The sequence below is a fragment of the Citrobacter sp. 172116965 genome (assembly GCF_013458095.1).
Lineage (GTDB): Bacteria > Pseudomonadota > Gammaproteobacteria > Enterobacterales > Enterobacteriaceae > Citrobacter > Citrobacter braakii.
Genome location: NZ_CP046673.1, coordinates 3,779,229 through 3,791,963, shown reverse-complemented (window position 1 = coordinate 3,791,963; position 12,735 = coordinate 3,779,229). Strand labels below are relative to the sequence as shown.

Sequence of the window (12,735 nt, the reverse complement as noted above, 5' to 3'; positions counted from 1 at the left end):
TTTAAAAACAAAGCAAAAATCAATGTAATGGTTGAAAAGTAGTCGCTTGATGAGTTTTTTGTATTTTTAACTTGTCAGCCTGAAATAACTCCCTATAATGCGCCTCCACTGACACGGAACAACGGATTACAAACCGCCGGGTCAGCGGAGAAAGGCGAAAATAAACGCTTGACTCTGTAGCGGGATGGCGTAATATGCACACCCCGCGCCGCTGAGAAAAAGCGAAGCGGCACTGCTCTTTAACAATTTATCAGACAATCTGTGTGGGCACTCGAAGATACGGATTCTTAACGTCGCAAGACGAAAAATGAATACCAAGTCTCTGAGTGAACACGTAATTCATTACGAAGTTTAATTCACGAGCATCAAACTTAAATTGAAGAGTTTGATCATGGCTCAGATTGAACGCTGGCGGCAGGCCTAACACATGCAAGTCGAACGGTAACACAGAGGAGCTTGCTCCTTGGGTGACGAGTGGCGGACGGGTGAGTAATGTCTGGGAAACTGCCCGATGGAGGGGGATAACTACTGGAAACGGTAGCTAATACCGCATAACGTCGCAAGACCAAAGAGGGGGACCTTCGGGCCTCTTGCCATCGGATGTGCCCAGATGGGATTAGCTAGTAGGTGGGGTAACGGCTCACCTAGGCGACGATCCCTAGCTGGTCTGAGAGGATGACCAGCCACACTGGAACTGAGACACGGTCCAGACTCCTACGGGAGGCAGCAGTGGGGAATATTGCACAATGGGCGCAAGCCTGATGCAGCCATGCCGCGTGTATGAAGAAGGCCTTCGGGTTGTAAAGTACTTTCAGCGAGGAGGAAGGTGTTGCAGTTAATAACTGCAGCAATTGACGTTACTCGCAGAAGAAGCACCGGCTAACTCCGTGCCAGCAGCCGCGGTAATACGGAGGGTGCAAGCGTTAATCGGAATTACTGGGCGTAAAGCGCACGCAGGCGGTCTGTCAAGTCGGATGTGAAATCCCCGGGCTCAACCTGGGAACTGCATCCGAAACTGGCAGGCTAGAGTCTTGTAGAGGGGGGTAGAATTCCAGGTGTAGCGGTGAAATGCGTAGAGATCTGGAGGAATACCGGTGGCGAAGGCGGCCCCCTGGACAAAGACTGACGCTCAGGTGCGAAAGCGTGGGGAGCAAACAGGATTAGATACCCTGGTAGTCCACGCCGTAAACGATGTCGACTTGGAGGTTGTGCCCTTGAGGCGTGGCTTCCGGAGCTAACGCGTTAAGTCGACCGCCTGGGGAGTACGGCCGCAAGGTTAAAACTCAAATGAATTGACGGGGGCCCGCACAAGCGGTGGAGCATGTGGTTTAATTCGATGCAACGCGAAGAACCTTACCTACTCTTGACATCCAGAGAACTTAGCAGAGATGCTTTGGTGCCTTCGGGAACTCTGAGACAGGTGCTGCATGGCTGTCGTCAGCTCGTGTTGTGAAATGTTGGGTTAAGTCCCGCAACGAGCGCAACCCTTATCCTTTGTTGCCAGCGGTTCGGCCGGGAACTCAAAGGAGACTGCCAGTGATAAACTGGAGGAAGGTGGGGATGACGTCAAGTCATCATGGCCCTTACGAGTAGGGCTACACACGTGCTACAATGGCATATACAAAGAGAAGCGACCTCGCGAGAGCAAGCGGACCTCATAAAGTATGTCGTAGTCCGGATTGGAGTCTGCAACTCGACTCCATGAAGTCGGAATCGCTAGTAATCGTGGATCAGAATGCCACGGTGAATACGTTCCCGGGCCTTGTACACACCGCCCGTCACACCATGGGAGTGGGTTGCAAAAGAAGTAGGTAGCTTAACCTTCGGGAGGGCGCTTACCACTTTGTGATTCATGACTGGGGTGAAGTCGTAACAAGGTAACCGTAGGGGAACCTGCGGTTGGATCACCTCCTTACCTTAAAGAAACGTTCTTTGTAGTGCTCACACAGATTGTCTGATGAAAAGTAAATAGCAAGGCGTCTTGCGATTGAGACTTCAGTGTCCCCTTCGTCTAGAGGCCCAGGACACCGCCCTTTCACGGCGGTAACAGGGGTTCGAATCCCCTAGGGGACGCCACTTGCTGGTATGTGTGAGTGAAAGTCGCCGACCGAAGTATCTCAAAACAGACTTTCGAGTCTCGTTTGAGATATTTGCTCTTTAAAAATCTGGATCAAGCTGAAAATTGAAACGACACACTGTTTCATTTCTCCGTAAACAAGAAATGAAAAGCGGTGTGTTCGAGTCTCTCAAATTTTCGCAACACTGAAGTGTTTTACGAAACATCTTCGGGTTGTGAGGTTAAGCGACTAAGCGTACACGGTGGATGCCCTGGCAGTCAGAGGCGATGAAGGACGTGCTAATCTGCGATAAGCGTCGGTAAGGTGATATGAACCGTTATAACCGGCGATTTCCGAATGGGGAAACCCAGTGTGATTCGTCACACTATCATTGCGTGAATACATAGCGTAATGAAGCGAACCGGGGGAACTGAAACATCTAAGTACCCCGAGGAAAAGAAATCAACCGAGATTCCCCCAGTAGCGGCGAGCGAACGGGGAGCAGCCCAGAGTCTGAATCAGCATGTGTGGTAGTGGAACGGTCTGGAAAGTCCGACGGTACAGGGTGATAGTCCCGTACACAAAAGTGCATGTGTTGTGAACTCGAAGAGTAGGGCGGGACACGTGGTATCCTGTCTGAATATGGGGGGACCATCCTCCAAGGCTAAATACTCCTGACTGACCGATAGTGAACCAGTACCGTGAGGGAAAGGCGAAAAGAACCCCGGCGAGGGGAGTGAAAAAGAACCTGAAACCGTGTACGTACAAGCAGTGGGAGCCTCTTTATGGGGTGACTGCGTACCTTTTGTATAATGGGTCAGCGACTTATATTCTGTAGCAAGGTTAACCGAATAGGGGAGCCGAAGGGAAACCGAGTCTTAACTGGGCGTTAAGTTGCAGGGTATAGACCCGAAACCCGGTGATCTAGCCATGGGCAGGTTGAAGGTTGGGTAACACTAACTGGAGGACCGAACCGACTAATGTTGAAAAATTAGCGGATGACTTGTGGCTGGGGGTGAAAGGCCAATCAAACCGGGAGATAGCTGGTTCTCCCCGAAAGCTATTTAGGTAGCGCCTCGTGAACTCATCTTCGGGGGTAGAGCACTGTTTCGGCTAGGGGGTCATCCCGACTTACCAACCCGATGCAAACTGCGAATACCGAAGAATGTTATCACGGGAGACACACGGCGGGTGCTAACGTCCGTCGTGAAGAGGGAAACAACCCAGACCGCCAGCTAAGGTCCCAAAGTCATGGTTAAGTGGGAAACGATGTGGGAAGGCACAGACAGCCAGGATGTTGGCTTAGAAGCAGCCATCATTTAAAGAAAGCGTAATAGCTCACTGGTCGAGTCGGCCTGCGCGGAAGATGTAACGGGGCTAAACCATGCACCGAAGCTGCGGCAGCGACACTATGTGTTGTTGGGTAGGGGAGCGTTCTGTAAGCCGTTGAAGGTGTGCTGTGAGGCATGCTGGAGGTATCAGAAGTGCGAATGCTGACATAAGTAACGATAATGCGGGTGAAAAACCCGCACGCCGGAAGACCAAGGGTTCCTGTCCAACGTTAATCGGGGCAGGGTGAGTCGACCCCTAAGGCGAGGCCGAAAGGCGTAGTCGATGGGAAACAGGTTAATATTCCTGTACTTGGTGTTACTGCGAAGGGGGGACGGAGAAGGCTATGTTAGCCGGGCGACGGTTGTCCCGGTTTAAGCATGTAGGCGGAGATTCCAGGTAAATCCGGAGTCTTGCTAACGCTGAGGTGTGATGACGAGGCACTACGGTGCTGAAGTAACAAATGCCCTGCTTCCAGGAAAAGCCTCTAAGCATCAGGTAACACAAAATCGTACCCCAAACCGACACAGGTGGTCAGGTAGAGAATACCAAGGCGCTTGAGAGAACTCGGGTGAAGGAACTAGGCAAAATGGTGCCGTAACTTCGGGAGAAGGCACGCTGATATGTAGGTGAAGTGATTTACTCATGGAGCTGAAATCAGTCGAAGATACCAGCTGGCTGCAACTGTTTATTAAAAACACAGCACTGTGCAAACACGAAAGTGGACGTATACGGTGTGACGCCTGCCCGGTGCCGGAAGGTTAATTGATGGGGTTATCCGTAAGGAGAAGCTCTTGATCGAAGCCCCGGTAAACGGCGGCCGTAACTATAACGGTCCTAAGGTAGCGAAATTCCTTGTCGGGTAAGTTCCGACCTGCACGAATGGCGTAATGATGGCCAGGCTGTCTCCACCCGAGACTCAGTGAAATTGAACTCGCTGTGAAGATGCAGTGTACCCGCGGCAAGACGGAAAGACCCCGTGAACCTTTACTATAGCTTGACACTGAACACTGGTCCTTGATGTGTAGGATAGGTGGGAGGCTTTGAAGTGTGGACGCCAGTCTGCATGGAGCCAACCTTGAAATACCACCCTTTAATGGCTGGTGTTCTAACGTAGACCCGTGATCCGGGTTGCGGACAGTGTCTGGTGGGTAGTTTGACTGGGGCGGTCTCCTCCTAAAGAGTAACGGAGGAGCACGAAGGTTAGCTAATCCTGGTCGGACATCAGGAGGTTAGTGCAAAGGCATAAGCTAGCTTGACTGCGAGAGTGACGGCTCGAGCAGGTGCGAAAGCAGGTCTTAGTGATCCGGTGGTTCTGAATGGAAGGGCCATCGCTCAACGGATAAAAGGTACTCCGGGGATAACAGGCTGATACCGCCCAAGAGTTCATATCGACGGCGGTGTTTGGCACCTCGATGTCGGCTCATCACATCCTGGGGCTGAAGTAGGTCCCAAGGGTATGGCTGTTCGCCATTTAAAGTGGTACGCGAGCTGGGTTTAGAACGTCGTGAGACAGTTCGGTCCCTATCTGCCGTGGACGCTGGAGAATTGAGGGGGGCTGCTCCTAGTACGAGAGGACCGGAGTGGACGCATCACTGGTGTTCGGGTTGTCATGCCAATGGCATTGCCCGGTAGCTAAATGCGGAAGAGATAAGTGCTGAAAGCATCTAAGCACGAAACTTGCCCCGAGATGAGTTCTCCCTGACCCTTTAAGGGTCCTGAAGGAACGTTGAAGACGACGACGTTGATAGGTCGGGTGTGTAAGCGTAGCGATACGTTGAGCTAACCGATACTAATGAACCGTGAGGCTTAACCTTACAACGCCGAAGATGTTTTGGCGGATGAGACATCGAAATTCAGCTTGATTACAGATTACATCGACAGACCCGAGAGGTGTGTTGATAAACAGAATTTGCCTGGCGGCTGTAGCGCGGTGGTCCCACCTGACCCCATGCCGAACTCAGAAGTGAAACGCCGTAGCGCCGATGGTAGTGTGGGGTCTCCCCATGCGAGAGTAGGGAACTGCCAGGCATTAAATAAGTGAAGAAGCCCATCCTGCCGGATGGGCTTTTTTGCGTCTGCAGGGAGTGAAAACTGCCGGATGCAGCGTACCGTTTTATCCAGCCCATAAAAGCCCACTCTATTTCAAACCGATTTTTCTCTTTCTCGAACATATCTGAATCCTTTCTCTGCTAATGAAAACCGTGATCTTTCTCTCATAATAAATTATAACAATTATATAACATTTATTTCACCAAAAAAGACACAACCACCATTGATAAATTAATGCAATCGTTGGCAGGGGTACAATTCTAATGGCTGATAGCAGTGTAACTGAGAACGGGGCGCTGGCAGACGGCGATACTCGGCGTCGTATATGGGCGATTGTCGGAGCATCATCAGGGAATCTGGTCGAATGGTTTGATTTCTATATCTATTCTTTCTGCTCTCTCTATTTTGCTCATATCTTTTTTCCATCAGGAAACACCACCACGCAACTCTTACAAACAGCCGGAGTTTTTGCTGCAGGCTTTCTGATGCGACCGATTGGCGGATGGCTGTTTGGTCGCATCGCGGATAAGCACGGGCGTAAAAAGTCGATGCTGCTGTCAGTTTGTATGATGTGTATGGGATCGCTGGTGATCGCTTGTCTTCCGGGATATGAAACCATCGGTACCTGGGCTCCTGCTCTATTGCTGCTGGCTAGGTTATTTCAGGGGCTGTCTGTCGGTGGTGAATACGGGACCAGCGCTACCTATATGAGTGAAGTAGCCGTTGAAGGGAAGAAAGGTTTTTATGCTTCCTTCCAGTACGTGACGTTAATCGGTGGGCAGTTACTGGCACTGCTGGTTGTGGTCATATTACAGCAAACGTTAGAAGACTCAGCGCTAAGATCGTGGGGTTGGCGTATTCCATTTGCGTTGGGCGCCGTACTGGCTATTGTTGCGTTATGGTTACGTCGACAGTTGGATGAAACCTCAAAACAGGACGTTCGCGCGCTGAAAGAAGCTGGCTCTCTGAAAGGTCTGTGGCGTAATCGCAAAGCCTTCATCATGGTGCTTGGCTTTACCGCTGCTGGCTCGCTGTGTTTTTACACGTTCACAACCTACATGCAGAAGTACCTGGTTAACACCGCCGGTATGCATGCCAACGTAGCCAGTGGGATTATGACGGCGGCACTGTGTGTGTTTATGCTGGTGCAACCGTTGTTCGGTGCCTTGTCAGATAAAATTGGCCGACGTACTTCAATGCTGTGTTTTGGCACGTTGGCCGCGATTTTCACCGTCCCCATTCTGACAGCGTTGCAAAGCGTGACGTCCCCGTATATGGCGTTTGCTCTGGTGATGTGTGCCTTGCTAATTGTGAGTTTCTATACGTCAATCAGCGGTATTCTGAAGGCCGAGATGTTCCCGGCACAGGTGCGCGCTCTGGGGGTTGGATTATCTTATGCAGTGGCCAATGCTCTGTTTGGTGGCTCAGCCGAATATGTTGCGTTATCCCTCAAGTCTGTCGGTATGGAAACAACATTCTTCTGGTACGTTACAGCACTGGCAATAGTCGCATTTTTGGTATCGCTGATGCTGCATGGGAAGGGGAAAGGTCTGCGCCTCTAGTGATGTGCCAGTTGCCAGACCGCATAGCCGGTAGACGCACCTGCAACATCCCAGGCGAAGTCTTTCCAGCTCCAGCCGCTCCCAGCGGGACGGCTGTCCCATAACTCTTTTGATGCGCCCAGGCTGACAGAGAACATCAGGCCGATAGCCGCGCTGCGATCGCGGCTGTTGCCCTGATGTTGAGCATATTCGTTTCCAGCTGCGGAGAGCATAGCGGAGGCGATAAAGTGTTGAGCCTTGTCTTGTCCGCTCCAGCGGTCGTTTGCCATGTGGCTGCAGCCAGAAATGGCTAGGATACTGAAAAGAATAAACAAGCGCACCGTTGCCTCCATAGGAAAAACCCCGTCACTTGACGGGGTCTTGGTTACAGAATACGGCTAATTAATCTGTCGATACGGATACGGCGTAGTCGACGGATGAGCTTACGCACTTTGACTGGATAGTCGGCAATGCTTTGCAGGTCGCGATAGTGCTTAACGACGGTGGTATGCGTGCGAATAAGCTCCAGTTCTTTATCGCGCTGGGGAGTCAGCTCTTGCTTCGGATCGTGGATAAGGATGGCGTTTTCCAGATCCAGACGCCAGGCGCGAGGGTTAAGGTTGTTGCCGGTGAGCAGCATCCATTTATCATCAACCCACATGCCTTTCAGATGATAGGTGTTGTCATCATCTTTCCATAAGCGCACGACCAGTTGGTCGGTATTCACGTAATATTGCAGTCTGCTCAGGAAACGGCGCAGGTTAATTTCATACAGGTAGGGCAGCGCGCCGATGATTTTAAATGGCTCATCTTCTGGAATGAAAAAGTCGTTGGCGGTTTTATCACCGACAATGATCTCGACCTTTTTGCCTTCACGCAGCAACTGAATGATATTGCGCACCAGTATAGCGGGTAGGTTGAAATAAGGGGTACAGATTGTGAGCTTGTGCTCCGCGCAGGGCATAAGGTGGAAAATGGTCTTATTTAACAGACTGGATTTTCCAAGGCCTACCAGAGGCGTTACCGAAAGCTGTTCATTATCCGCATCACCCTGAAAATGGAATGACGCATCGCGCAGTTCCTGACGGTACAGGCGGATGTCGTTTTTAATTTCCGGGCTTTTAGGGCGATTAATATCATCAAGGCGATTAACGCCGCGACCGTTCATCAGGTTCTGCGTGACCCAATCGAACATGATATCGGCCATTTGCGCGTTGCGAATCAACTGATAACGGTCATAGCGATATTTATCATGCTGATGCAGATAAACATCATTCAGGCTGGCTCCGCTGTACAGGACGCTGTCATCGATGATAAAGCCTTTAAAATGCAGGACGCCAAGCGCTTCTCGGGTGTTAATCGGAACACCGTAGACAGGAATATCAATACCTGGGTTTTCTTGTGCCATTCGGCAATACCAGTCAGCATTGGTATTCGATGCCGCAGCACCAATACGTCCGCGCTGGGCTCGGTGCCAGTCGACAAGCACCCGGACATCCAGTTCAGGACGCTGCCGTTTTGCCGCATAGAGCGCGTCGAGTATGCCTTTGCCACCGTCATCCTGTTCCAGGTACAGCGCAATAATGCAGATCCGTCGCGTCGCGCTGGCTATTTTTTCCAGCAGAGTCTCCCTGAAATTAGCGGGAGCATAAAAGAAATCTACATCATCAACTGACTGAGAAATCTTGGGTAGTTGGGCAAGGTGTTGTTGATGTTTATTACGCTTAAATTTTGACAACATCACAGTGCATTTCTTCTCTGTTCATTGAAGGGTCCTCTGTGCTATGCAGACGACATAAGCGGGTAATGATACCACCAGTACCTATTAATGTGGTCAACATTTCCAGTACCTTACTCACGATTCCTCAAATTGGGCCAGATTAAGCGTTAGCCCAACAATTCCCTCTTCGAGTTGGACGTCAACAGCGAACCCGAGTTTCCGGGCCAGGGCGACCATCCCACGATTGTTTGGCATCGTAATACCATTCAAACGTCTAAGTCCGTGATCTCGGGTATATGCAATTAATTTTTCCATCAACCGGCGACCCAGTCCAAGCCCTTTGAGATCTGAACGAACCAGCACGGCGAACTCGGCGTCAATGTTATCAGGATCCGAGATTGCTCGCGTTACGCCGAGGATCTCTTGCTGATTGTTTTTACAGCGTACCGCAACAAAGGCCATTTCCCGATCGTAGTCGATCTGCGTCATATTGGCTAAATCTTCGTGGGTAAATTCGTTGATCTCACTGAAATAGCGATAATAAAGATCTTCTTTTGTTACCTGAGAAATGAACTGCTGCAGATGAGGTTCATCCTCGGGCAAAATAGGGCGGAACAAGCAACGCTCGCCGTTCTTCAACTCCACCCATTCTTCAAGCTGATGGGGGTAGGGACGTATAGCCAGTCTGCTTTCGTTATCGCCCGTGAAAGGGGCAATGTCCAGCGTGACATCCAGCGCGGTAAATTCACCGGCGGAGGCCAACAGCGGATGAATATCCAGACGCTGAATTTCCGGGCAATCGACGATCAGATTGGAGACCTGCACCAGAAGCTGACTTAACCCGGCGATATCCAATGGGCGTAATGCGCTGCGAGCGCGGATCTTTTTATTTTTGATCCCCTGGATCACCAGATAACGCGCCAGATTCATGTTCAATGGCGGCAACGCCACCACGGCTTGCTCTTCTGGTCGCCACTCAACTCCGCCTTCACCAAGCATAATCAACGGGCCAAATACCGGGTCGTGTTCAACGACGACGCGCAGCTCCTGAGCGCCAGCGCGATTCGCCATACTTTGAACTAATAAACCGTGAATGCGCGCCTGCGGCCAGGCCATTTTTACCCGATCAAAAATCGCATTGGCTGCCTGCTGCACCTCTGTTGCTGTCCGCAGGTAGAGCATTACCCCCTGAACTTCTGATTTATGCGGGATATCAGGAGAACGCAGCTTTAGCGCCACCGGGTAACCGATTTGCTCCGCGATGTGTACGGCTTCAGCGCTGTCGCTGGCGATCCACGTCGGCAGTGTGTGTAAGCCATAGGCTTGTAAAATCGGCTGCACTTCATGGGTATCCAGCGACGTTGCTCCTTCAGCAATCGCCTGCTGTAACAGATTATGCGCCTCGGCGGTGTTGGTGGTCAGGTAGTCGGGCAGCGCAGGGGTTTCCCGCAGTTGCTTCTGGTTACGCCGGTACTCCACCATATGCATAAACGCGGTGATGGTGCCTTCTGGCGTGCGGTAGGTAGGTAATCCGGCTTCGCTAAACAGTCTACGGGCTTCCTGGGAGGAAAACTCTCCGCACCAGTTGGTCAGCAACGAGACGAACTTACCGCGGGGATGACGTTTTACCGCCTCGATTAACGCTTGTGCGCTTTCTGTTCCCGGGGCGGCTGCGCTGGGTGAGTGAATCACCATCAGTGCGTCGAAATCCTGGCTGGCGAGCAAGATATCCAGCGTCTTAACGTAGTGTTCGCTGCTGGCGTCGTCACGCAGATCCAGCGGGTTGGCGATATCAATATGTTCAGGTAACGCATCGCGTAATTTCTGGCAGGTATCTTCACTCAATGTCGCCAACTTGCCATTTTTTGACCACAGCTCATCTAATGCCAGTGCGGCAGGCGCGGCCCCATTGCTGATGATCATCAGCCTGTCGCCGCGCAGTGGACGCATGTGGCTCAGGGTTTCTACCGCAGAGAACAGCTCGTGAGTGTCTTGTACGCGTAATAAACCGGCGCGCTGGATAGCCGCGTCCCACGCTGGGTCCATCCCTGCGCTGGTATGCAATAAACGCTGCGCCGCCGGGCTGCGACCGCTCTTAATCACCAGAATGGGTTTATTGCGCGAGGCGCTACGGGCGGCGGAGACAAAGCGCCGGGCATCACTTAAATGTTCGAGATACAGTAATATCGCGCTGGTTTTACTGTCGCGCGCCAGGTAATCCAGCAGTTCATCAACGTCGATATCAAGGCTGTCGCCCAGCGCGATAAACCAGGAAAAACCCATGTCGCGCTGCTGCGCCCAGTCCAGAATGGTGTTGGAAATCGCCGCTGACTGGGAAATAAATGCCAACTTACCGCGCTTGATGGGGACGGGGGAAAAGCTGGCGTTAAGCCCCTGCCAGGGCGCGAGAAGTCCCAGGCTGTTGGGGCCTAGCAGACGTATGTTGTAGCGTGCGGCGCAGGCCAACAATTCCAGGTGCTGCGATGCGGGAGCTGAAAGAATAATGCAGGTTTTACAGCCTTTCTCGCCAAGCGCTTCGAGTAATGGCAGGTTGCGGCTGGCATTGGTGCACAACACGGCAAGGTCTGGGCTAAAAGGCAGGCTGTTGATATTGGGCCAGGCCAGGACGCCCAACACCGCTTTCCATGCTGGCGTCACTGGTAAAACAGGTCCATAGAAACCGCCGGCAAGCAGGTTACGCATCATCAGGTAACCTGCGCGATTAGGCTTCATTGACGCCCCAATCACCGCAATGGATTTCGGTCGCAGTAGTGCTTCCAGACCACGCTGACTCATATCGGCTTCCTTAATGACACCAGTGACCGAATGATTTTAAACGCTTTCTGGCGAGTCTGCTGTGACGCTTCCCTGATGTTGAGTTTTTCCTGCCAGGTAGCGGGTTTTAAAGCGAGTAAAATGATCGCTCAACCCCTCCGCAGCTTGCGTATCGCCCGCCAGATCCAACAACGCGATGGCCACTTCGGCAGTACAGTATTGCCCTTCGGCGTGAATGCCACGCAGGTGGTAAGCGGAAAGTCGCGATAAATCAACAGAGATCACCGGCAGGTTATCAAGGTACGGGCTTTTACGGAACATTTTACGTGCTTCAGGCCAGGTACCATCAAGCATGATAAACAACGGCGGTTTACCGGCTGGTGGAGCGAAAATCACTTCACGCTCTTCGCCCGCATAGGATGCCGGGAATACAACCATAGGCTGGTAATCCGGATTTTTCACCAGTTCGAGCAGCGCCTGTGGCGGTTCGGTGCGTGACCACTGAAAAGCCGTGGTATCGGGCAAAATATCGGCAATCAAACGTCCCGTATTGCTGGGCTTCATCGGCTCGGTATCAAACATCACCAGACAAAAGCGGCTTTTGGCCTCAGACGACACAAGCGTTGCGCACAAGCAGAGCTTCAGTGGCAGCAGGCAGCGCTGACAGCGGCGAATGCGATTACCTCGGGCAAGGAAAGGACGCGTGGCGCGCGCGAGGCGCTCAGCGCGTAACTGAAGAACAGCGTTATCGGTCATGGGAGAACACGTTGAAAAACGCTATTGTCGCAGAGGTGAAAACGGGGCACAAGATGCGCCCCGTAGAGATTATAATGATTCGTTAAGCCAGCTATCAAACGGGGCTTTAGGTACGGCGCCATTAAGCATGTCGACGATTTCACCTTTTCTGAAGATCATAATGGTCGGGATGCTGCGGATACCGAAACGGGCGCTGAGTTCACGCTCGGCTTCTGTATTCACTTTAACAAAACGCACTTTACCGCTACGCTCTTCCGCGACATCTTCAAAAATCGGGGCGAAGTTACGGCATGGACCACACCAGGGGGCCCAAAAATCAACCACCACCGGGAGATCGTCTTTTAACAGTTTATCCAGTGTTTCACCGGTCGCATTGATCACCTCCCCATCAAACAGGTCGTGACCACAGCGTCCGCATTTAGCCGCTTCCTGGACACGATCGTCGGGGATGCGGTTGATAGCCTGGCAGCTGGTACAAACGGTATTCATAACTAACCTCTGGATG

Annotated in this window: 6 protein-coding genes, 1 tRNA gene and 3 rRNA genes; 5 read left to right on the top strand and 5 right to left on the bottom strand. The window is 51.9% G+C overall.

Features of this window, described 5'->3' with window-relative positions; all coding sequences use genetic code 11:
* Positions 1-373: 373 nt before the first annotated feature.
* The 5 genes from GPJ68_RS18420 to GPJ68_RS18400 all read left to right on the top strand — a co-directional run bounded on the left by GPJ68_RS18420 (position 374) and on the right by GPJ68_RS18400 (position 7,000).
* Positions 374-1,915 (top strand): 16S ribosomal RNA (locus GPJ68_RS18420).
* An 85-nt stretch (positions 1,916-2,000) separates the two neighbouring features.
* Positions 2,001-2,076: transfer RNA gene (locus GPJ68_RS18415), tRNA-Glu, on the top strand.
* Positions 2,077-2,296: 220 nt separating this feature from the next.
* Positions 2,297-5,203 (top strand): 23S ribosomal RNA (locus GPJ68_RS18410).
* A 98-nt stretch (positions 5,204-5,301) separates the two neighbouring features.
* Positions 5,302-5,417, top strand: a 5S ribosomal RNA gene (gene rrf, locus GPJ68_RS18405).
* The 16S, 23S and 5S rRNA genes sit together here with 1 tRNA gene alongside, the layout of an rRNA operon.
* 284 nt (positions 5,418-5,701) lie before the next feature.
* The gene (locus tag GPJ68_RS18400) at positions 5,702-7,000 is read left to right on the top strand and encodes an MFS transporter (protein ID WP_180836908.1); all 1,299 of its coding nucleotides are present in this window, start codon (positions 5,702-5,704) and stop codon (positions 6,998-7,000) included.
* Here GPJ68_RS18400 and GPJ68_RS18395 read toward each other — a convergent pair.
* The 5 genes from GPJ68_RS18395 to trxC form a co-directional block, all read right to left on the bottom strand.
* On the bottom strand, positions 6,997-7,332 hold the full coding sequence (locus tag GPJ68_RS18395; RefSeq protein ID WP_019077413.1) for a YfiM family lipoprotein: 336 nt from the start codon (positions 7,330-7,332) through the stop codon (positions 6,997-6,999). The two genes, GPJ68_RS18400 and GPJ68_RS18395, sit on opposite strands and share 4 nt — an antisense overlap.
* A gap of 32 nt (positions 7,333-7,364) precedes the next feature.
* On the bottom strand, positions 7,365-8,720 hold the full coding sequence (pssA, locus tag GPJ68_RS18390; protein ID WP_003835350.1) for a CDP-diacylglycerol--serine O-phosphatidyltransferase: 1,356 nt from the start codon (positions 8,718-8,720) through the stop codon (positions 7,365-7,367).
* A gap of 114 nt (positions 8,721-8,834) precedes the next feature.
* Positions 8,835-11,495, bottom strand: a complete 2,661-nt coding sequence (pat, locus tag GPJ68_RS18385; RefSeq protein WP_180836906.1) for a protein lysine acetyltransferase — start codon at positions 11,493-11,495, stop codon at positions 8,835-8,837.
* 36 nt (positions 11,496-11,531) lie between these two features.
* Positions 11,532-12,230, bottom strand: a complete 699-nt coding sequence (tapT, locus tag GPJ68_RS18380; protein WP_104651142.1) for a tRNA-uridine aminocarboxypropyltransferase — start codon at positions 12,228-12,230, stop codon at positions 11,532-11,534.
* A 69-nt stretch (positions 12,231-12,299) separates the two neighbouring features.
* Positions 12,300-12,719 carry a thioredoxin TrxC gene (gene trxC, locus GPJ68_RS18375; protein ID WP_003037559.1) on the bottom strand — a complete coding sequence of 140 codons (420 nt, stop codon included), beginning with the start codon at positions 12,717-12,719 and terminating at the stop codon, positions 12,300-12,302.
* Positions 12,720-12,735: the final 16 nt, after the last annotated feature.

What these genes read in the sequence shown, in the direction of transcription:
- GPJ68_RS18400 (WP_180836908.1), top strand. Translation starts at nt 5,702, where the DNA reads ATGGCTGATAGCAGTGTAACTGAGAACGGGGCGCTGGCAGACGGCGAT.
- GPJ68_RS18395 (WP_019077413.1), bottom strand. Translation starts at nt 7,332, where the DNA reads ATGGAGGCAACGGTGCGCTTGTTTATTCTTTTCAGTATCCTAGCCATT.
- pssA (WP_003835350.1), bottom strand. Translation starts at nt 8,720, where the DNA reads ATGTTGTCAAAATTTAAGCGTAATAAACATCAACAACACCTTGCCCAA.
- pat (WP_180836906.1), bottom strand. Translation starts at nt 11,495, where the DNA reads ATGAGTCAGCGTGGTCTGGAAGCACTACTGCGACCGAAATCCATTGCG.
- tapT (WP_104651142.1), bottom strand. Translation starts at nt 12,230, where the DNA reads ATGACCGATAACGCTGTTCTTCAGTTACGCGCTGAGCGCCTCGCGCGC.
- trxC (WP_003037559.1), bottom strand. Translation starts at nt 12,719, where the DNA reads ATGAATACCGTTTGTACCAGCTGCCAGGCTATCAACCGCATCCCCGAC.